This is a genomic window from Tautonia rosea, assembly GCF_012958305.1.
Classification (GTDB): Bacteria; Planctomycetota; Planctomycetia; order Isosphaerales; family Isosphaeraceae; genus Tautonia; species Tautonia rosea.
On the sequence record NZ_JABBYO010000004.1, the window covers coordinates 536854 to 556872 of the forward strand.

General features: G+C 61.6%; 16 protein-coding genes. 8 read left to right on the forward strand and 8 right to left on the reverse strand.

Going from position 1 to position 20019, the window contains the following annotated elements:
- Positions 1 to 33: 33 nt before the first annotated feature.
- The 3 genes from zwf to tsaB form a co-directional block, all read right to left on the reverse strand.
- On the reverse strand, positions 34 to 1593 hold the full coding sequence (gene zwf, locus HG800_RS09715) for a glucose-6-phosphate dehydrogenase (protein ID WP_169976249.1): 1560 nt from the start codon (positions 1591 to 1593) through the stop codon (positions 34 to 36).
- A 109-nt stretch (positions 1594 to 1702) separates the two neighbouring features.
- The gene (locus tag HG800_RS09720; protein ID WP_169976252.1) at positions 1703 to 2542 is read right to left on the reverse strand and encodes a class I SAM-dependent methyltransferase; all 840 of its coding nucleotides are present in this window, start codon (positions 2540 to 2542) and stop codon (positions 1703 to 1705) included.
- Between the two features lie 33 nt (positions 2543 to 2575).
- The gene (gene tsaB / locus HG800_RS09725) at positions 2576 to 3262 is read right to left on the reverse strand and encodes a tRNA (adenosine(37)-N6)-threonylcarbamoyltransferase complex dimerization subunit type 1 TsaB (protein ID WP_169976254.1); all 687 of its coding nucleotides are present in this window, start codon (positions 3260 to 3262) and stop codon (positions 2576 to 2578) included.
- Between the two features lie 209 nt (positions 3263 to 3471).
- On the opposite strand from tsaB, the gene HG800_RS09730 reads away from it, so the two are divergent.
- Positions 3472 to 4284 (forward strand): metallophosphoesterase family protein, encoded by an 813-nt coding sequence (locus tag HG800_RS09730; protein ID WP_169976255.1) that lies wholly within the window; start codon positions 3472 to 3474, stop codon positions 4282 to 4284.
- Here the strand turns inward: HG800_RS09730 and HG800_RS09735 are convergent.
- A complete protein-coding gene (locus HG800_RS09735) occupies positions 4281 to 4427 on the reverse strand; it encodes a hypothetical protein (RefSeq protein WP_169976256.1) in 147 nt (48 codons plus the stop codon). The two genes, HG800_RS09730 and HG800_RS09735, sit on opposite strands and share 4 nt — an antisense overlap.
- Before the next feature lie 224 nt (positions 4428 to 4651).
- On the opposite strand from HG800_RS09735, the gene HG800_RS09740 reads away from it, so the two are divergent.
- From HG800_RS09740 to HG800_RS09770, 7 genes are all read left to right on the forward strand, one after another.
- On the forward strand, positions 4652 to 6994 hold the full coding sequence (locus HG800_RS09740) for a YidC/Oxa1 family insertase periplasmic-domain containing protein (protein ID WP_169976258.1): 2343 nt from the start codon (positions 4652 to 4654) through the stop codon (positions 6992 to 6994).
- Positions 6995 to 7092: 98 nt separating this feature from the next.
- The gene (locus HG800_RS09745) at positions 7093 to 8430 is read left to right on the forward strand and encodes a tRNA modification GTPase (RefSeq protein WP_182830356.1); all 1338 of its coding nucleotides are present in this window, start codon (positions 7093 to 7095) and stop codon (positions 8428 to 8430) included.
- Between the two features lie 7 nt (positions 8431 to 8437).
- Positions 8438 to 9367 (forward strand): ribokinase, encoded by a 930-nt coding sequence (locus HG800_RS09750; protein WP_169976260.1) that lies wholly within the window; start codon positions 8438 to 8440, stop codon positions 9365 to 9367.
- A gap of 33 nt (positions 9368 to 9400) precedes the next feature.
- Positions 9401 to 10252, forward strand: a complete 852-nt coding sequence (locus HG800_RS09755; RefSeq protein WP_169976263.1) for a hypothetical protein — start codon at positions 9401 to 9403, stop codon at positions 10250 to 10252.
- 49 nt (positions 10253 to 10301) lie between these two features.
- Positions 10302 to 11195 carry a hypothetical protein gene (locus HG800_RS09760; RefSeq protein WP_169976265.1) on the forward strand — a complete coding sequence of 298 codons (894 nt, stop codon included), beginning with the start codon at positions 10302 to 10304 and terminating at the stop codon, positions 11193 to 11195.
- A gap of 61 nt (positions 11196 to 11256) precedes the next feature.
- On the forward strand, positions 11257 to 12951 hold the full coding sequence (ggt, locus tag HG800_RS09765) for a gamma-glutamyltransferase (RefSeq protein ID WP_169976268.1): 1695 nt from the start codon (positions 11257 to 11259) through the stop codon (positions 12949 to 12951).
- Positions 12952 to 12983: 32 nt separating this feature from the next.
- Positions 12984 to 14636: a bifunctional aminoglycoside phosphotransferase/ATP-binding protein gene (locus HG800_RS09770; protein WP_169976270.1), complete on the forward strand. Its 1653-nt coding sequence runs from the start codon at positions 12984 to 12986 to the stop codon at positions 14634 to 14636.
- Here the strand turns inward: HG800_RS09770 and HG800_RS09775 are convergent.
- The 4 genes from HG800_RS09775 to HG800_RS09790 form a co-directional block, all read right to left on the reverse strand.
- The gene (locus HG800_RS09775; protein WP_169976273.1) at positions 14628 to 16208 is read right to left on the reverse strand and encodes a serine/threonine-protein kinase; all 1581 of its coding nucleotides are present in this window, start codon (positions 16206 to 16208) and stop codon (positions 14628 to 14630) included. The two genes, HG800_RS09770 and HG800_RS09775, sit on opposite strands and share 9 nt — an antisense overlap.
- Before the next feature lie 120 nt (positions 16209 to 16328).
- Entirely contained in the window at positions 16329 to 17054 is a 726-nt protein-coding gene (locus tag HG800_RS09780) for a class I SAM-dependent methyltransferase (protein WP_169976275.1), read from the reverse strand.
- Positions 17051 to 18052 carry a glycosyltransferase gene (locus HG800_RS09785; RefSeq protein WP_169976278.1) on the reverse strand — a complete coding sequence of 334 codons (1002 nt, stop codon included), beginning with the start codon at positions 18050 to 18052 and terminating at the stop codon, positions 17051 to 17053. Before HG800_RS09785 ends, HG800_RS09780 begins: the two co-directional genes overlap by 4 nt.
- Before the next feature lie 240 nt (positions 18053 to 18292).
- Complete coding sequence (locus HG800_RS09790) at positions 18293 to 19816, reverse strand: carboxypeptidase M32 (protein ID WP_169976281.1); 1524 nt, start codon at positions 19814 to 19816, stop codon at positions 18293 to 18295.
- Between the last annotated feature and the right edge of the window lie 203 nt (positions 19817 to 20019).

Here is a 20019-nt window from a genome sequence, read left to right on the forward strand (position 1 = left end):
GATCGACCGACAAGGTTGCGCCGAGCCGGCGGCTCAGAGCCGCCGCCAGCGAATCTCGTTCTCGGCAGCGAGGGTGTCGGCGGCATCGGGGCCCCAGGAGCCAGCCTCGTAGGAGTGAGGAGGAGGGGCGCCGGGTCGGTTCCAGGCGTCAAGGACTGGGGTGATGAATTGCCAGGCGGCCTCGACCTCGTCGGTACGGGTAAAGAGGGTAGGATCACCGAGCATCACGTCGAGCAAGAGGCGCTGATAGGCTTCGGGAGCGGGGCGAGCGAAGGCGGTGCCGTAGCGGAAATCCATACGGACGGAGCGGAGGCGGCGGCGGGAGCCGGGGATCTTGGCCTGAAAACCGAGGCTAGTCCCTTCCTTCGGCTGGATGTTGAGGATGAGCTGATTGACGGCCGAGCCACCTTCGGTGTCGGCCTCGAAGAAGTTGGTGGGAGGGTTGCGGAACTCGATGGCGATCTCCGTCGCTCGCTTGGGAAGCCGCTTGCCGGTCCGGAGCAGGAAGGGGACGCCGGCCCATCGCCAGGTGTTGAGCATGACGCGGAGGGCGACGTAGGTTTCGGTCGTCGAGTCGGGGGCGACCCCTTTTTCCTGGAGGAAGCCGATGACGTCTTCTCCCTGGAGCGATCCGGCTGCGTACTGGGCGCGGACGACATGCTGGTCGACCTGCTCGGGGGTCCATCGGGGGAGGGTCTGGAGAATCTTGACCTTTTCGGTCCGGACCGAGTCGGCCGAGAGGTCGACGGGAGGCTCCATCGCCACGAGGCAGAGCAACTGCATCATGTGGTTCTGGACCATGTCTCGGATCGCCCCTGCACCGTCGTAGAAGGCTCCTCGGCCGCCGGCCATGCCTTCACGCTCGGCGACAGTGATCTGAACCGAGGCGATGTGGCGGCGGTTCCAGATCGGCTCGAAGATGGCGTTGCCGAAGCGAAGGGCGAGGATGTTCTGGACGGTTTCCTTGCCGAGATAATGGTCGATTCGGTAAATCTGCCGCTCGTCGAGCACGGATTGCAGCTCTCGGTTGAGCTGCCGGGCGCTTTGCAAGTCGTGGCCGAACGGTTTCTCGACGACGACGCGGGACCAGGGAGCGTCTTGATAGCCGGGGTAAATCAGGCCGGCATCGCCGAGCTGGGAAACGATCGGGGCAAAGAATTCGGGAGCGACGGCGAGGTAGAACAGGCGATTGCCGCGTGTTTCGTGAGAGCGATCGACCTCCTCCAATCGTTCGCGGAGTTTGACGAAGGACTCGGGGTTGTCGAGATTGCCTTCGACAAAGACAAGATGCGGGGCGAACCGTTGCCAGGCGGTGTCGAAGTCACGACCGTCGTTTTCCTTGGCGAGGGTTTCCCGAAGATTCTCGCGGAACTGGTCATCGCTCCAGGGTCTTCGGCCGAAGCCGACGACGGCGAACCCCGCAGGCAGGTCGCCCGAGAGTGCCAGCTCGAACAGGGCGGGGGCGAGCTTTCGGTGGGTCAGGTCGCCGGTCGAGCCGAACAGAACGATGGCGCAGGGATCGGCCCCAGAGGTTTGCGGCAGATGCTCGCGCAGGGGGTTTGTGCTGCCATCGTCTGGGCTCGATGCCGCCATCCGTACCGCCTCCGGGCCTCGTTGTGAGTCTCGCGTGTGGAGCGTGGTTCGAAGTGTACGTCAGAACGCCCGAAGGCTTCAAGCGGACGAACGGTCGGGGACGATCAGGTCACGCTTCGGGCCGACGACCGGCGAGGTTGATGCCGTTGCCTTGCCCCTTGTGATAATAGGTCTGACGTGCCGAGAGATCTTCGATGTCCACGAGACCAGCCTCGCGGAACCAGGAGGAAACCTCCTCGAAGGTGTGCCTTGAGGCGTACTTCGGCGCGTACCAGTCGAGCGTGTCGCAGACGCGGACCTCAGGATCGGGGTGCATCGAAACGCCGATGGTCAGGACGTTGAGTGCGACACCGGACCGCGCAATGAGGCGGTTCGGGCTGTTCATCAGGCGGCGCTTCAGGCCGCCGATCGGCGCGGACCAGCGGCTGAGCGTTTCGAGTACCGAGACGGGGAGGCGAGTCGAGATGGCGCGATGGGCCTCGATGATCACCTCCAGTGCGGGACGCTCCTTCTGGTAAACCCAAATGGCGATGCGGCCCCCCGGTTTGAGGCGCCGCGCGAGGGAGAGGAAGGCGCGGCGAGGATCGGGCGTGTGGTCAAGGACACCGAGAGAGTAGATATGGTCGAACGTTCCTTCCAGCAGAGGGAGGCGGAAGAGATCGGCACGGAGCAGGCCGACGATCGGCAGGTCGGCGTTGAGGTCTCGGGCGGCCTGGACGGCCTCGCTCAGGTCGATACCGACAACGCGGGCGCCGGCCTCGGCGGCGACTCGGACGTAGCGACCCATGCCGCAACCGCCGTCGAGGACGAGAGAACCGGCGAGATCGGCGCCGGTCAATCCGGTCCGATTGCGGAAGGTTGCGCGGTCTTCCTCCGGGCGGAGAATCCGGTAGCGGTTCCATTGGAGCGAGTAGGTCGAGATGGTGCGCGACTGGGTGAGATCGGGCATCGTGCGGCGGTTCCGGTTCCGGTGCGGCCGGGATCAATGAGGCAGAGCGTCGCGTTTATCCTCGGCGGCGCTGCGGCGGAGGTATCGCGGTTCCAAAGTCCAGGGATTGGCCAGATCACCGTCGGCGAGCGCCCGGGCGGCGAGGTCGAGCAGGACGCGACCGTGGGGCCTGGCCAGTTCGGGAGGGCCGATCGTGGCATGGTCGGGAATCGCTGCGGCGATTCGGTCGGGAGTCGGACACAGGACATAAGCCCCGGTCGGAAGGTCGGCGGCCCAGGTGTCGGCCGGCATGATCCGGTCGGTTGATTCGCGGAGCAAGGGGTCGCCAGGAGCGTTTCGGCGAAAGGAGGCTGAGAAGAGGTCGCCGCGTTGGGCGTCGATTGCAGGGACGACCTGGAGGGCTTCAATGGGAGCGTTGCAGGCAAGGATTTCCAGGGTCGAGACGGGGACGATCGGGCAACCGATGGCGAAGGCGAGTGTTTTGGCCGCCGTGACCCCGACGCGGAGTCCGGTAAACGATCCGGGACCGATGGCGACAGCCACGGCGTCGAGGTCGTGGGGTCGAAGACCGGCGCGGTCGAGCAGGTCGCGGATTGCCGGGACGAGCAAGCGGCCATGCTTGGGTCCGGGCTCGGGCTGAACGATCAGGCATTCACCGTCGTCGAGCCCAAGCGCGACGGCGGAGTGAAGTGTCGAGGTGTCGAGGGCCAGAAGGTTCACCGGGCGTCTTCCTCGCGAGGATTGGGTCGCCGAAGGGGAGGACTGACGCATCCTGGCGTGCCATCCCGGCTTGGGCTTGACCCTCCCGCGTTCCTGATTCTACGATACCCTATTCTGACCATCAGAGAAACTCAAACGAAACCGGTCTCCGTCCGCGCGACGCCAGCCTCCCGTCGTGCGTCTTACCGGTTCGGTCCGGAGATCCTCCCGTGCGTCGAGCCCTGATCAGTGATATTCACGGGAATCTCGAAGCGTTGGAGGCCGTGCTTGATGATATTCAACAGCAGCGGATTGACGAGATCTTCTGCCTGGGTGACATCATCGGGTATGGCCCGAACCCAAGGGAGTGCATCGACCTGGTGATGCAGAATTGCGAGGTTTCGCTGCTTGGCAACCACGACGAAGGGGCCCTGTTCGATCCGAATGGATTCAATATCGGAGCGGAACGGGCCATCTTCTGGACTCGCGATCAGCTGGAAACCGGTGGCGACTCGGCACAGCGAGAACGGCGCTGGGATTTCCTCTCAGAACTGCATCGGACCTATCGAACTGGACCGTATCTGTTTGTGCATGGTTCGCCCCGGAACCCGTTGAGCGAGTACATTTTTCCGGAAGACATCTATAATCAGCGGAAAATGGAACGCCTGTTTCAACTGGTGGAGCACTATTGTTTCCAGGGTCATACGCATGTCCCCGGAATTTTTACCGAGGGGTACCAATTTTACGCTCCCGAGGAGATCGACCACGAGTATACGCTGGGAGACGGCAAGGTGATGGTCAACGTCGGCTCGGTGGGTCAGCCGAGGGATGGCGACAATCGAGCCTGTTACCTGATCGTGGAAGACAGTTTGACCTCTGGATCCGACGCCGAGGCGGATGGTGAGACGTCTGCACCGCCCTCGGGTCCGACTCGGCTGTTCTACCGTCGCATTCCTTACGATTTCGAGTCGACGATTGAAAAGATCTACGCCATTTCTGAGTTGGAGCCGTTCCTGGGCGATCGGCTTCGACAGGGACGTTAAGGCAAACGATCGTCGCCAATGGTCGTGTCGATCCGTTCGAGCGACCCTTGCCGGGCTCGACCGATCGGAAGCAGGCCATTTGTCCTGAGTGAGGGAAGGTGTTCGCGAGCCACCACGACCCGATTGTCAGGGCGTTCGGTCATGAAACCCTTGCTCATTCGGCTGGAACGTTGTCCCAAGCGATGTCAATGGCACGCGTTGAAATTCTTGCCTGACGTGTGAGAGTCGAACCACTCTCGGACAGAGGTGAGGACGCTCGGTTCCGATCCAAGTGTTCGTAAGAATCGTTGGAACAATGTTCCCTGTCACCGCCTGATTTGCATTATCCTCCATTCGTTGATTCCCCGATCCCAAGGTTCCCGAGCCGATGAGCACCGAGCCGAATCCCAGCCAGGATCCGAAGCGACTGTTCCTGTTTATGATCTTGTCGCTGATCCTGATCACCGGGACGAACTACACGCTCAGTCGTCTCGGCCTACTTCCTGAGCGCGAGCCCGAGGCACCACAGGCTGCCGAGGCGGATCTGGCCGATCCGAACATCAAGCCCGATGCCGAGGAGCTTGCCGACGCGGTGGACCCCGCCGGAGATCGTTCGGAAGCTGCGAGCGGTTCGGATGCTCCTGTCCTCGATTCGGTCGCTTCGGCGGTTGAGGAGGAGCAAGATCGGCCGGCTGCCACGGTGGATCCTGGAGTGCTCATTCTTGGGTCGGTCGAGGAGTCCGAGACCGACGGCTATCATCTTCAGGTCGTTGCAGAGCAGCGAGGGGCGAGTGTTCGCAGCATTCGATCTGCGCAGCACAACGCGGAGTATCAAGAAGGAGAGCCTCGAAAACGGCCGATGACCCTGGTGCGCTCGGTCATTCCCGAGCATCGGCCGCTAGCGGTGCAACTGCTGAACGTGACGGATGACGGGGTATTCCGGCCGATTTCCGACCTGGATCGGCGTCTCTGGCAGGTGCTGGTCGGCGGCGTCCCGTTCGAGGAACTGGATGAGGCGGCCCAGGCCGAGGCCGATCCGGTGGCGATCCTTCGGGACGATCAGGGGAACGAGATTGGCCAGCAGCTGAGTTTCCGCACCACGATCCGCGAGCCGGCCGATTTGCCCCCTGTTGTCGTCACAAAGACATACCGATTGCTCAAAGGAACAGATACCGTTGCGCTGGACCTGACCTTTGAATTGCCGGATGGGGTGCGAGAGCCTCGGGAACTGCTGTATCGTCTGGATGGACCATCGGGAATCCCGATCGAGGGAGAGTGGTATACGCATACCTTCCGGAATTCCTATTTCGGCAAAGGGAAGGAAGGGAATACCGTTGAGGTCGTGACGTACTCGTCTTACGACGTCGCCAAGAATCCCGAATACTACATCAATAACGTCTATCCGACGATCTTCGCGGGGGTCGAGAACCAGTACTTCGCCACCTTCTTGAAGCCTGAAAAACCGGCCGATCAGGTGGCTGAGGCGGTCATGACGGTGGTCGACGCCGATCCGAACGAGCTGAAAAAGGCCGATGTGGCGGTGGACCTGATCTCGAAGCCGGTCGAGGTCGAGCCTGGATCGAAGACAACGCATTCATATGATGTTTTCGCAGGCCCGAAGACCGAGACGGCGTTGCTGCCGTTCGGCGCCGAAGAGCTGGGGATCTATCGTCAGGTAGGCCGGATTCCGGTCATTGGCTGGCTGCTGGACCTGATCTGGGCGATTGTCGATCCGATCGTCGCCTTGCTCTCTGTGTATATCATCATTCCGTTGCTGGCGGGAATTTACTCGCTGACGGAGACGATTGCCGGCTGGTTCGGCGGGACGAGGGGCAGTTACGGCATTGCGATCATCTTGCTGACGGTGGTTGTCCGGCTCGCACTGTTCCCGTTGAGCCGAAAACAGGCGGCCTCGGCCAAGAAGATGCAGGACCTGGCGCCTCACATGGCGGCCCTCCGAGAGAAGTACAAGGACGATCGCGAGAAGATTGCCCAGGAAACCTTCGCTCTGTATCGCAAGTACGGCATCAACCCGCTTGGTGGCTGCTTGCCGGTCTTCATCCAGATTCCGATCTTCATGACGCTCTGGCGGGTGTTGAACGTTAGCGTGTCGTTGAGGCAGGCACAATTTCTCTGGATCGACAATCTGGCCGCGCCGGACATGCTGTACAAGCTGCCGTTTACGCTGCCGTTGCTGGGGCCGTACTTCAACCTCTTACCGCTCGGGGTCATCGGCCTGTTCCTGCTGCAGATGAAGCTGTTTACGCCTCCGGCAACCACGCCGGAACAGGAAGCCCAGCAGCGAATCATGAAGTTCATGATGGTCTTCATGATGCTCATGTTTTATCGCGTGCCTGCCGGACTGGCCTTGTACTTCATTACCAGTAGTGTCTGGTCGATCAGCGAGCGTTTGCTCTTGCCGAAGGTGAGCAAGACCCCAACGATTGGCACCGACGGCGAGGAAGGCCCCGACCGAGACGGCAAGGGCAGAGGCCCCGGCGGGAGCGACAAGGGTCCTGATTCCAATGGCGGATCCGGCGGTTGGCTCTCCCGGAAGTTGAACGATTTGCTCCAGGAAGCTTCCAAAGAAACGACCTACCGCCGAGAGGAACTGGAGCGGAAGCGACGAGAACTGGAACGTTCCGGGGCGTCTTCCACCCCCGGTCCCGGTCCTGATCCGAGCCGATCGCGACCGAATAAAAAGAAGACCAAGCCAGGCAAGCGGCGCTGAGCGTCGATTCCGAAGGCGGGGCCTGGTGCGTTCCGCTTCCGTACGGATCGTCGCGGCCGAAGCTGCCGCCAGTCCGGCCACGGTGAGCCAAACCCTCGATGGCCGCGTTTGATACGACCGACACCATCGCCGCGATTGCCAGCCCCCCCGGACCTGCGTTGCGGGGGCTGGTCAGGCTTTCGGGTCCGGAGGCCCTGACAATCGCCTGGGCGATTGTTGAACTCGCCGAGGGATCGGAGCCTGATCGCAATCGCCCGTCGTGGCGAACTGGGACGATCGACCTGGATGGGTTGCCGCTCGACGCCTCGGTGACGTTCTGGCCGGGATCGAGGACATACACCGGCCAACCAATGGCCGAAATTCATACGACTGGCTCGCCCCCCCTGCTCCGCCGGGTGCTCGGCTTCTGTCTTGAGCGAGGAGCAAGACTCGCCGAGCCGGGAGAATTCACGCTAAGGGCGTTTCTCTCAGGCCGGATTGATTTGACACAAGCCGAAGCGGTGCTGGCGGTCATCGACTCGCAATCTTTGATGCAGGTTGAGGTTGCATTACAGCAGCTTGCGGGTGGACTGGCCGGGCCGATCGAGGGGGTCAGAGATCGTCTGCTCGACACACTGGCTCACCTGGAAGCAGGGCTTGATTTCGTGGACGAGGCCGATGTGGACCCGATCGGTCGGCAGCGACTGGCGGACGATCTGGCCCGCGACGCGATCGAACTGGCCACACTGGCCGATCGGTTCCAGGGGCGCGATCGGCCGTCGGGGTTGCCTCGGGTGGTCCTGGTCGGGCCGCCTAATGCGGGAAAGAGTCGCTTATTCAATGCCCTGACCGGAGGGGATCATGCTCTTGTGTCCCCGATCGCCGGAACAACGCGCGATTATTTGTCAGCCTCGATTCACTGCGAGGGTTTGCGAATCGATCTGATCGACACTGCCGGAATCGACGAGACGGGCGACCCGATCGAGGCTGAAGCCCAGGCGCTTCGCGCCGCTCAGGCGGCCGGGGCCGATTTACTGCTCGACTGCCGATCGATTGACGCTCCTCATGTGGTGGACTTGCCCGGAGATCGGCCCCGGTTGGTCGTTTGGACCAAGATGGATCGCTCGAACGGAGATCATCCCGAGGGGACCATCGTCACCAGCGCTGTCACCGGCCGAGGGCTCGACGAGTTGCGACAGGCCATTGCTTCGTCCCTTCGGGCTCGGGCGGCTGAGCACGATCCGACCGGAATGACCTCGGCCCGATGCCGCGATGGCCTGATGCGAGCGTCGAGGGCCCTGGCGAATGCGTCTGAGGCGATTCGTCTCGACGCGGGAGACGAACTGGTGGCAGTGGATCTTCGCGATGCGGTCGAGGAACTCGGGCGGGTCATTGGCGCCGAGATCGATGACGCTATCCTGGATCGTATCTTCCGACGTTTTTGCATCGGAAAGTGAGCCGCACATGTCCCGTGTCGTCGTGCTCGGATCGAGTGGTTATGATTTGACGATTCGCTTGCCAAGGCTTCCTCGGCCGGGGGAGACCTTGCTGGGCGGAGAATTGCTCCGAGGACCAGGAGGAAAAGGGGCAAATGCGGCGATCGCGGCGCGGCGGGCCGGGGCTGAGGTGACGTTTCTGACTGCGCTTGGGGATGACGACTTCGGCCGATGGCTGATCGAGCATGACCGAAGCGAGGGGCTCGATCTGAGCTTCGCGAAGACCGTGGCCGATGTAGCGAATCAGGTGGCCCTGATCTTCGTCGGCGATGATGGTGCGAATCTGATTGGCGTTGCTCCTGGAGCGAGTGCGCACCTCAGTCCGAACGACATCGACGCCTTGCCCGATGCGGCGTTTCCCAGGGGAGGCGTCTTTCTGGCCTGTCTGGAGGTTCCGGTGCCGACCGTCGCGCGGGGCCTGTCACGTGCGAAGGCGAGCGGCATGACGACGATTCTGAACCCCGCACCAGCCGATCGGGCAATTTTAGAAAATAAAATACTTTCGCATGTGGACCTTCTAACACCAAATCAGGAGGAAGCGGCCGAGCTCACCGGCTTGCCGACGGAGACCATTGAGCAGGCAATTGAGGCAGCCAAGAGACTCCGGGATCGGGGGGGGTGCGGGGTCGTCGTCACGCTAGGGGACCAGGGGTGCCTGGTGCTCGGTCGCGATTGGGGACAGAACCTTGTACCTGCCCCGAAGGTCAAGGCGGTCGATACGGTCGGCGCGGGAGATGCGTTCAATGGAGCGCTTGCGGTCGCATTGGCCGAGGGTTGTGGACCGGTTGATGCGGCAGTGTTTGCCTGCGCAGCCGGATCGCTGGCGGTCACTCGGTCGGGTGCTCAGGGAGGCCTGGCACGACGGGACGAGATCGAACAGTTTCTTTCCCAAGAATGAATACTTGCGCACTCGAATGACGGGAGGTGACGGATGATCGCCACGATGACCCGTGTATTGCTTGGTGTCTGTTTGTTGGTACCAATCGCCAAGGGTCAGGAGAAGCCGTCAGAGACGGTCGCCGAGCTTCGGGAGACAGGGGAGGATCAAGGCGAATCGCAGGAACTCGCTGAAGGCTTGGCCCTGATGGAGGCGATGCTTCGCGTTCGGGAAGCCCGGATTGCGGAAGCAGACCGACAGCTTGCATTTGATCGGGATATTGTTGAGGCATTGCGCGAGCGACGAGAAGCGGGTGGAGTCCCCGCTCGCATGGTTGAGGAGGCGGAGGCTCGGTTGATCGGGGCTGAGGCCCTGGTGGAGGTTCGACAAGCCGACCGTGATGAACTGGTAGTCCGGCTGGAGCAAGTGAAACGATTCGCCGCCTCGCCCAGTCCGGAGCCGGACATGGAGGAACAGCGTGCTCGGCTTAACGACGAGGTGCGAATTCGGGAAGCGCAGCTGCGTGCCCGAGAGGCCCGCGTGCGGGCCGCGGAAGCTCAGGTTCTGGCCGAGGAGCAGAAGCGCGACCAGTTTCGCGAATCGGTCCAGCGCGGTACTGAAGGTCCGGGGCGGATCAGACAGGCCTCGCATCGAGTCGCCGAGGCAACGGCATGGCTTGAGACCATGATCGCCGAGCGAGAGGTGACTCGCCTGGTCGTCGATCGAGCCAAGCAACGGCTTCAGCAGTTTGACGACCCAGAGGCAAGTGACCCACTCGTTGACCGGTCCGGAACAGAAGACCTGTCGGCTCGCGTCAACGCCCTGGAATCGCTCGTTGAAATTCTTCGGGACGAACTCTATCAAGTTCACTGGGAACTTCAGGCGATTCGCAATCGGATGCCCTGATCCGTGAGTCGTCGCGGCCCGGAACCGCCCGATCAGAAGGAGGCCCTCGATGACGCTGCTCGGCTCGATCGCGCTGGGTGTCTTGATGCTGTTCGAAGCCCCAGGAGGCTTGCAAGAGCCATCGGTTCATCCGGACTCGGAGCGATCGGATGAACCCGAGGCGAATTCTGATCAATCTATTCCTGATGATGTTTCGGACACGATGCGAGAGCGTCTTCAATTGTTGGAGAACCGTCTTCGAGTCCGGGATGTCCGCGTTCGAGAGGCGGAACGGTTCCTGGAACTAGAGCGAATGATTCTTGAGGAGAACCAGAGGCAGCAGCGAATGGGTGGCGTCGCGCCCCGTCAGGTTCAAATTCTTGAGGTCAGAGTCGCGGATGCCGAGTCGCAACTCGAAGCACGTCGGGCTGAACGCGAACAAGTCGCCCGGATGTTCGAGGCCATGCGGCGACGCGTGCTTGCTCGAAGTCCCGAGCCGGATGTTGATGAACTGCGAGCCGCCATCGAAGGAGATCTCCTGGCGTCCCAGATTCGCCTGCAAGCGCAAGAGGCGAGGCTGAGGGCCGCCGAGCTTCAAGTCGAAGCCGAAATGGCCAGCCAGGAGAATTTTCTCCGGGCAGTGCGGGATGGCTTGAGCTCTCCGATGGCCCTGCAACAGGCGTTCTACCGAGTGGCTGATACGCGGATCTGGCGTGATCTGATGGAGGCTGAGCGGGATGCCGCCCGCCTGGCTTTCGAGCGTGACCAGCGCCGCCTGAATGACTTTGACTCGGGAAATCGGGACATGGAAACTGCGGTGGAGGAACTGGCCAATCGGCTCAGGTGGCTCGAAAATGAGGTGCAGATCCTCCGAGACGAAAACTATTTCCTTGAGGAAAGTCGACGACGGAGCCGGTACGGTCGGCACGACCGATTTGGCCGTACGGGGTCGACGGAGCCTTGATCCAGTGGGGTTCTGGGGCGACGATCGAGAAAATCACCGCCGTACCCGGAGCGAAACCACCATGAGCCGTTCGACGTTGTCAGCCCTGTTCCTCGTTGTCGCCATGTCCAGCCTCGCCCTTGCCCATGACCGCCCGACCGGGCCGATCCATAAGGGTCGGTCGGCCGTTCTGGCACGCAACGGGATGGCTGCAACGAGCCAACCCCTGGCGGTTCAGACGGCCATTCGGGTGCTTCAAGATGGCGGCAACGCGATTGATGCGGCCATTGCCGCGAATGCGGTCATCGGGGTGGTGGAGCCGATGTCGTGCGGGATTGGCGGCGACCTGTTCGCGATTGTCTGGGATGCGAAGACCGGCACCTTGCATGGTCTGAATGCGTCCGGTCGGGCACCGAAGCGGGCGACGATCGAATTTTATCGCGATCAAGGGCATGATTATGTCCCGGTCTATGGCCCGTTGAGCTGGTCGGTTCCTGGGTGCGTGGACGGCTGGGCGACCTTGCATGAGCGATTCGGATCGGTGCCGATGGCGGAGTTGCTCGCTCCGGCGATTCGATACGCAGAGGAGGGATTCCCCGTCAGCGAGGTGATCGCGGCAAACTGGAAGGACGACGAGGAACGGCTTGCAGCGGTCGCATCCTCGGCTGAGTGCCTGCTTCCGGGAGGCAAGGCGCCAGGGTTCGGGGAGGTGTTCCAGAATCCGGACCTCGCCCGAACACTGCGGATCATCGCCGACGAAGGACCTGCGGCTTTTTATCGAGGTGAACCGGCGAGGGCGATCGTGGCCTACTCGGACGAGGTCGGCGGCCTGTTTTCTCAGGAAGACTTTGAAACGCATGAAAGTACGTGGGTTGATCCCGTGTCGACTAATTACCGCGGTTACGAGGTTTGGGAGCTACCGCCGAATGGCCAGGGAATTGCTGCTCTGCAAATGCTGAACATTCTCGAACACTTCGATCTGGCGAGCCTGGGGCATAATTCGGCTGAGGCGTTACATCTGATGATCGAGGCCAAGAAGCTGGCTTTTGAGGATCGGGCGACGTATTACGCCGATCCGGCGTTTGCTGAGGTGCCCGTCAATCGCCTGATCTCGAAGGAATACGCCGAAGGACGAGCGGCTCTGATCGATGCGGACCAGGCTTTGACGAATGTTGAACCGGGACCGATCCAGCAGGGGGATACGATCTACATGACGGTTGTGGACAAGGACCGGAACTGTGTGAGCCTGATTCAGAGCAATTTTCACAGTTTCGGTTCGCAGCATGTTCCGCGGGGCCTGGGTTTTCCCTTGCAGAATCGCGGTTCTTGGTTTGCGCTGGATCCGTCGCATGCCAATCGGCTCGAACCAGGGAAGCGACCGTTTCATACGATCATCCCTGCGTTCGTGACGAAAGATGGCGAGCCCTGGCTGAGCTTTGGAGTGATGGGAGGAGATATGCAGCCACAAGGTCATGTGCAAGTGCTTTGCAACATGATCGATTTCGGCATGGATGTGCAGGAGGCGGGAGAGGCTGCGCGGTTCCGTCATTTCGGCTCGTCGGAGCCGACGGGTCAGCCGGGAGACGGAGGAGGTGCCGTCTCGCTCGAGTCGGGGGTTGGGTCGGACGTTCGGAACGCACTCGAAGCGAAGGGGCACCGGATCGACGATCGGCCGGGGAGCTATGGGGGATACCAGGCGATCCGGATTGATCTGGAGCGTGGGGTGTTGCTGGGAGGGTCTGACCCTCGGAAGGACGGTGCAGCGATCGGCTACTGAGGCCGGGATCGGGCTTGGGTCGAGGGATTGACATGGAGATTGGAGTCCTGATCGACGCGCTCGCTCGACCCGATGCGTATTCGCATCGGGTCGATGCGGTCGAGATCCATCAGACGCACATCTCGGTCGTCTTTCTGGCTGGTCCGTTCGCGTACAAGGTCAAGAAGCAGGTGAATTTTGGGTTCGTGGATTTTTCGACCCTCGATCGTCGACGGCATTACTGTGAGGAAGAGATTCGTCTGAACCGTCGATTGGCTCCGGAGGTTTACCTCGGCGTGGTGCCGGTGACACGATCGGGCGATCGGTGTGTGATGGAAGGGACCGGCGAGGTGGTTGAGTGGGCCGTGAAGATGGAGCGGCTCGACGAGGCCGAGACGCTGAAGTCACTGGTTACGAATCCCAATCTGAGTGACCAGGCGCTAAGACGGATGATCGATCTGATCGTCGCGCGATTGGTCGCGTTTTATGGTCTGGCCGAACGGAGCGCGGCGATTGCAGATGCGGCAGGGTTCGAGGCAGTTGCCCGGAACGCTGAAGAGAATTTCACCAGTTCCGAGCCTCTGGTGGGCCGAACGGTGAGTCAAGCGGTTATTGATCGGCTTCGGGCGTTGTCGTATCTCGAACTGACCCGGCTTCGACCGCTCTTGAAGTCGAGAGCGGATCGGGGCATTCCGTGCGATGGTCACGGAGATTTACGTCTCGATCATATTTACGTGAGGCCTGATCGGGTTGCTCCAGACGATCTGGTGATCGTTGATTGTATCGAGTTTAGCAATTGGCTGCGTTCGGTCGATCCCGTGGCAGACCTGGCGTTTCTGGCCATGGATTTGCTGGCTGTTCGAGGGGACCGAACCGGCCTGATCACGGTCATCGAGCGCTATGAGGACCATTCCGGAGACGTGGAAGGCCGACCGCTCTGGCCCTTCTTCATCGCGTATCGAGCCATAGTTCGAGCCAAGGTGGACGGCCTGGCCGCCTTGCAGCCCGAGCGGAGCGATGAGGAACGGGCTGAAGCAGTTCAAAAGGCTCAAGGACACTGGTTGCGAGCGCTCGGAGAGCTGGAGGAACCAAACCGGCGGCCCTGCCTGGTGCTGGTGGCCGGACCTCCTGGTGTAGGGAAATCAACCCTGGCGCGAGGGCTGGCCGATCGATCTGGGTTTGAGGTGATTCGGTCGGACGTGGTGCGGAAGGAACTGGCGGGGCTGAGTCCGAATCAGAACGCGACAGCCGGTTTTGGTGAAGGAATTTATACGTCTGAGTGGACCGAGCAGACCTATGCCGAGTGCCTACGACGGGCCGAGGCGAAGGTGTTTGAAGGGAAGCGGGTCGTGGTGGATGCCAGCTTCGCTCGGGAAGAGTACCGATTGCCGTTTCTCAAGAGTGCTCGCTTGCTGGGCGTGCCGGGAGTGTTTCTGGAGCTTCGCGCATCATCTATGGAGGTAATCCGGGATCGGTTGGCGAGGCGGACGGGAGACGCCTCGGATGCAGGTCCGGAGGTGGGTGAGCAAGCGTTTCGATCGTGGGAGGAACCGAGGAATCGAGAAGTTGTCGCTCGACGAGTGGCAATCACGGTGCGAGAGGATTCGAGGGGGATGCTCGGTGAGGCGCTCGTCCGGCTTGCGATCGAGTACGGACTCCACTGCGTGACCGAGGAGGAGCAGAAGTGGAATGATGGGCTACGGTAAGGGGCGGTGAGCGTAGTAGCTGCTCAAGGCCCGAACCCGACGAACCTGATAGGAGACGACGAATCCCGATGCCGCGAGGGCCGAGGCGAAGACAAAGTGCCGATAGGGAGAGTCATAGCCTTGCTCGGGAAGTCCCTGGGTGATGGCCAGGGTGGCGTAGCCGGCGACGGAGAGAAATGTGGTGAGCCAGACCGTCCGTTCCTGGAACCAGAGTCCCGAGGCCGAGACCAGCAAAAAGTAGCCAGAGACGAGGGCGGTGTTCAACCCCTGAATCTCGAAGACGAGGAGACTGAACAGCAAGACATCGAGGGCCGACCAGGCATAGCGGGCGATGTTTGCCCAGCGGTGGCGGTTCAAGAGTCGCTGGCAGAGAAATGAGGCGAGAGCCCAGATGACGACCACTGCGATTGACCGGGATGACGCCGATCGAGTCGAGGTGATCAAGGCGTGATTGAGGTAAACAATCACGCCGCAGGCGGCCATGGTTCCCAGTCGAGAGGCGAGGGCCGGCTCACGGCGAGCCCAGCGGCGGAGGCGATGCCAGGGGCCTCCTCGGGTGGCCTCGACCGGTTCTCCACGCAGGAAATGGTCGAGGTCATTGGCAAGATCGCCGGCCGAGGCGTAGCGGTCGGACGGGTCTTTCTCCAGACACTTGAGGCAGATTTTTTCGAGCGGCCTTGGAATATCGGGGTTAAGCACACGGGGCTCGGGCGGTTCTCCTTCGATGACCTGGACGAGTGTTGCGAGCGCGGCCTCGCCGTTGTGAGGAGGCCGTCCGGTGAGGCATTCGTAGAGAATGGCACCGAGGCTGTAAAGGTCACTGCTCGGGCCGACGTCGCGACCCTTCCCCGCGGCTTGCTCAGGAGCCATGTAGCCGGGGGTGCCGACGATGGCATTCGAGGCGGTCATGGCCTCTTCGGCCTCAAGAAGCTTGGCGAGACCGAAGTCGGAGACGTTGGGGTTCCCGGCCTCATCGATCAAGATATTGGAGGGCTTGAGGTCGCGGTGGATCATCCCCTGCCGATGAAGATAGTGAACGGCTCGGGCGACGATCATGACCAGGCGAGCGGTTTCCTCGATTCCAGGTCGACCTTCGCGGATCACCTGGGCCAGGCTTCTGCCGGCGACGTACTCCATCGTGAAGAAATGCTGACCACGATGCTCGCCGACCTCGTAAATGCCGACGATGCTGGGGTCACGAAGCCGGGCCGCCGATCGCGCCTCGGCGTAGAATCGGGCAATCTGATCGTTTGAGGCAAGATGGCTCGACAAGATCATTTTCAAGGCGACAATCCGGTCGAGATCCGTCTGTCTGGCCTTGTAGACGACTCCCATCCCGCCCCGTCCGAGCTCGGAGATGAGCTGGTACTTGCCGAATTCGCGAGACACCGCGAAAAGCGAGCGGGGGGGCTCGTCGCGGAGGGTGAAGCCATCGTCCTCACCGACCATTGCGTCGGGAGCAATTGTGGCGGTATCTCGGAGATCTGGAGTCTCCTTGAACTCCGGCGCGGGGTCACCGACTGGCGCAGCCTGGACCGAACCCAGGGATGAGGGAGTCGGGTCGTGATTCATTGCGAAACACAGCGCACGCGGTTCAAGTCAACTGATCACGGTGATGGGTAACGTTCGTGTATTATCCTCCATCGAGGCGTCAAGAACCAGGGGCGATGGGACCTTCCGGACAATGGGAGGTCATGCGGAGCGAGTGCTTGTCGTCGGTCGTTTCCAGATGCCGAGGACCGATTTGCCGAGATGATAGTTCAACAAGGGGTCGAGGACCCTCGAGGCCCTGACCAGATAGCGATCCCAGAACGCGATCTGCCGAGGGCTTGGCATGGCGCTGTTTAGAACCAGGCGATTGCCGAGTGAGGCAAGCAGTCCAGCGGTGTCGAGATACCGAAGCCGCACCCGATCCAGACCCGGTGGTGAAAGGGCTGCAAGCGATCCTTTGCTGTAGCGACGGAAGTGACCGATGGCCTGATCGAACGGGGTATACAGCCACTGATGCGCCGGGGAAAGGACCGCAAGATGACCTCCCGGCTTGAGTAGGGCCGAGGCACGGGCGAGTTCCTCGGCGTCGTGCTCGATGTGCTCGACCACGTCGATGTAGAGGATGGTGTCGAAGGAGTCGTGGGAGAGATCCGCAGTCGTCCCGACTGAGACCTTGCAGCAGGACGGCAAGGAGCCATCCGCAATGGACGCGGCGAGTCGGGACGCAAGGGCGTCGTCAGGTTCGAGGCAGACCCAGCGCTGATGGTTCCCTTTGCAGAGAAACCGGGTCGTTCCACCAAAGCCGGCACCGACCTCCAGCACTTCGGGACCAAGAAACGGGGCGAGCTGGCGCTGAAGGTTCGACTTCCAGACCCGGGCATCGGCGAAGAGGTCGAGCTCCGAACCCTCGTAGGTGTACTGGCTCATGATTCACCCGAATAGAGGTTATGCAGTGGGCCGGCGAAATAGCCGTAATCGCGGATGGGCAGAAACGTCAGCCCTTGCCGTCCGCTGAGGGTCACGAAGCAGAACAGGAGTGCCAGCATCACTGCCTGCGCGAGCAGAACGAGGGAGATGCCGACCGCTGTGGTTGCCCAGCCGGGGATAGCGAACGGTGTCACCAGCCGTACGATGACGGCGGCGACAGTGCTTAGCAGGACCAGAAAAATCAGCACGAAGGCAACCATCAACATGCGGACACCGATCAACTCGCTATGCACCGAGATGGCGCTGAGCCCGTGGACGACGAGGCGGACGAAGTTCATGGTTGGCTTGCCGTGCAAGCGTTGGGCTCGGACGGTCGGGACGCTGCAATGCGGCTGACGCGAATTGAAGGCGGCTGCGGCGTAATGATTCCAGAGTTCGGAGACGACGACCAGGCGTTGCAGCACCGACCGCGGGATGACGCTGAAGTTGCCCACCCGCACGTCGAAGCCGGTTAGCACGCGATGGGCGAATCGATAGAGCTGATAGAAAAACCGAAATTTGAGAGACTCTGAGCGGCGGGTGCGATCGGCGAAGACGATTTTTCGACACTGTTCCGCTCGGTAACGATCGAGCATGCGGGGAATGTCGCGGGGGTCGTCTTCGCCGTCGCCATCCATGACGACCAGCGTTTGGCAATCCGGCAATCGATCCGCCACGACGGCCAGTCCGATCGCAATGGCTCGTTGATGACCGAGATTGCGCTTGAGCGGTAAGATGTCAACACGTCCGAGGGCGTGAAACGATCGCTCAACCCCTTGCGGCTCGGTTGAGGAACCGTCGTCGATGACGAGGATATCGGCGGAAAGCCGGTGCGTTTGCAACACACGGTCGATTTCCGGCAGAAGCAAGTCCAGGGCAACCCAGTCGTTGAAGACCGGGATCATGATGACGAGCGAATTGCCCGCAGGACGGGCGCGGGGGTCGTCGAGAGCACTCATCGGGGGGATCGGCCTCCCGGGGCCGACGGTCTTCCGGGGGTGTCGGGGGCCGGCCGATGCAAAGGTCGAAACATCTCACCAGGAACGAGCGGGGATCAAGGCGACATCCTTCGCGCGTCAAGGCCGGTGGATTCTGGGCCGTCCCGACTCGTTGATGTTGGTCGTACCACAAGGCTCAGGACCTCGCAAGCGCGATTCGATCAGGCGTCTCACCGGCCTGAGGAACTCTCTTGAGATGGATCACGTTTCCGAGAGTCCGTAGGCGGCCCCGTAGCGGGATCGGAGCGATTGAATGAGGGGGGTCGCGTCGGGAATGGAGCCAGTTGCGTGGGTGATGAGGTCGGCCGGCCGGTAACGCCGGGCGTGATGATGAATGCGATTGCGGAGCCAATCGAGCAAGGGCTGGGAATCGCCACGGACCAAGGCCGTGTCGAGGTCGCCAAGTTCTCGAGAGGCAGCCTCGAACAACTGGGCGGCATAGACGTTGCCAAGGGTGTAAGTCGGGAAATACCCGATCAATCCGGCCGACCAGTGGACATCCTGGAGACAGCCGTCGGCGACGTCGGGAGCAACGACGCCGAGGTCACGGCGGTACGCCTCGTCCCAGGCTCCCGGCAAGTCGGCCGGGGTGAGATTGCCGGAAATCAGGGCACGTTCGAGATCGAAGCGGATAAGGATGTGGAGGTTATAGGTGACTTCATCGGCCTGGGTGCGAATCAACGAGGGCTCGACGCGGTTGACGGCGCGATGGAACGTGTCGAGATTGGCGGAGCCGAGCGCATTGCGGAAGAGGCGCTTGACGACCGGAAACCAGAAGGTCCAGAAAGGGCGACCGCGACCGACGAGATTTTCCCAGAGCCTCGATTGCGACTCGTGAATGCCGAGCGAGACGGATTCACCCATCGGCGTACCGAAGCGGTCGGAGGGCAGCCCCTGTTCGTAAAGCCCGTGGCCGACTTCGTGCAGCACGCAAAAGAACGACTCCTCGAAGTCGTCGGACCGATATCGAGTGGTGATCCGGCAGTCTCCCGGCGCGATGCCTGAGCAAAAGGGATGGGCCGAAGTGTCGAGACGTCCGCGATCGAAATCGAAGCCGATAGAGGCAGCGACGAGTTCTCCGAGCGTTCGCTGCGTCTCGATCGGGAAAGTACCGTGAAGCACCGACGGATCAGGAGGGTTCGATGCACCGGCAATGGCCTCGACGAGCGGCACCAGATCGGCTCGCAAGGTGGAGAACAGGGTGGACAGCGCCGCGGCCGAGGCGCCGGGTTCGTACTCATCGAGGAGGGCATCATACGGATCCCCCGACTCGTGGCCGACACACTCTGCCTCACGCCGCTTCAGGGTGACGATCCGATCGAGCCAGGGGAGGAATCGTGGAAAATCGCGTGAGCGACGGGATGCAATCCATTCGTGTTGAGCGGTGGAGGTAACGCGGGCAAGTTCTTCCACGAGTGCGCGAGGCAATTTGGTCTTGCGGGTGAAGGATCGCCGGATCTCTCGGACGTTGACAGCCTCGGGCGATTCGGGATTCGCGATCAGGTCGGAGCCCTCGATTGCCTGGAACAGGTCCTCGAGCTTTGGGTCGGTGGATCGTTCGTGTTCCAGGCCCGCAAGCATGCCAAGCTGGTCGCCCCGGAAGGCAGAGCCTCCGTTCGGCATGAAGGTTTGCTCATCCCATGAGAGCAAGGCTGAGCACGAGGCGAGGGTCGACCACTCGCGGCTGCGTTGAATCAACTCGTCGTAGGCGACCTTCACGTCCACGTCTCATCCTCCCTTGGAATCCGAGGCTTGCCGAACAGACGACCCACAGGGCGATGAGGAGGATTCTGAGCGATCGTAAGGCCTGTGATCAAGGCGGCCTCGGACCGATTCACGCGGGAGAGAAGGGCGAATTGTGAGGAATGATGCTTGGCACAAGGCATTCCAGCCAGCATTTCTGAAGGTCAATCGACTTCTCGGGAACA

Bases quoted from the DNA above. Each gene is read 5' to 3' on its own strand.
- HG800_RS09775 (WP_169976273.1), bottom strand. From the start codon at position 16,208: ATGAATCACGACCCGACTCCCTCATCCCTGGGTTCGGTCCAGGCTGCG.
- HG800_RS09720 (WP_169976252.1), bottom strand. From the start codon at position 2,542: ATGCCCGATCTCACCCAGTCGCGCACCATCTCGACCTACTCGCTCCAA.
- HG800_RS09745 (WP_182830356.1), top strand. From the start codon at position 7,093: ATGGCCGCGTTTGATACGACCGACACCATCGCCGCGATTGCCAGCCCC.
- HG800_RS09770 (WP_169976270.1), top strand. From the start codon at position 12,984: ATGGAGATTGGAGTCCTGATCGACGCGCTCGCTCGACCCGATGCGTAT.
- zwf (WP_169976249.1), bottom strand. From the start codon at position 1,593: ATGGCGGCATCGAGCCCAGACGATGGCAGCACAAACCCCCTGCGCGAG.
- HG800_RS09740 (WP_169976258.1), top strand. From the start codon at position 4,652: ATGAGCACCGAGCCGAATCCCAGCCAGGATCCGAAGCGACTGTTCCTG.
- HG800_RS09780 (WP_169976275.1), bottom strand. From the start codon at position 17,054: ATGAGCCAGTACACCTACGAGGGTTCGGAGCTCGACCTCTTCGCCGAT.
- HG800_RS09785 (WP_169976278.1), bottom strand. From the start codon at position 18,052: ATGAGTGCTCTCGACGACCCCCGCGCCCGTCCTGCGGGCAATTCGCTC.
- HG800_RS09750 (WP_169976260.1), top strand. From the start codon at position 8,438: ATGTCCCGTGTCGTCGTGCTCGGATCGAGTGGTTATGATTTGACGATT.
- HG800_RS09735 (WP_169976256.1), bottom strand. From the start codon at position 4,427: ATGACCGAACGCCCTGACAATCGGGTCGTGGTGGCTCGCGAACACCTT.
- ggt (WP_169976268.1), top strand. From the start codon at position 11,257: ATGAGCCGTTCGACGTTGTCAGCCCTGTTCCTCGTTGTCGCCATGTCC.
- HG800_RS09755 (WP_169976263.1), top strand. From the start codon at position 9,401: ATGATCGCCACGATGACCCGTGTATTGCTTGGTGTCTGTTTGTTGGTA.
- HG800_RS09760 (WP_169976265.1), top strand. From the start codon at position 10,302: ATGACGCTGCTCGGCTCGATCGCGCTGGGTGTCTTGATGCTGTTCGAA.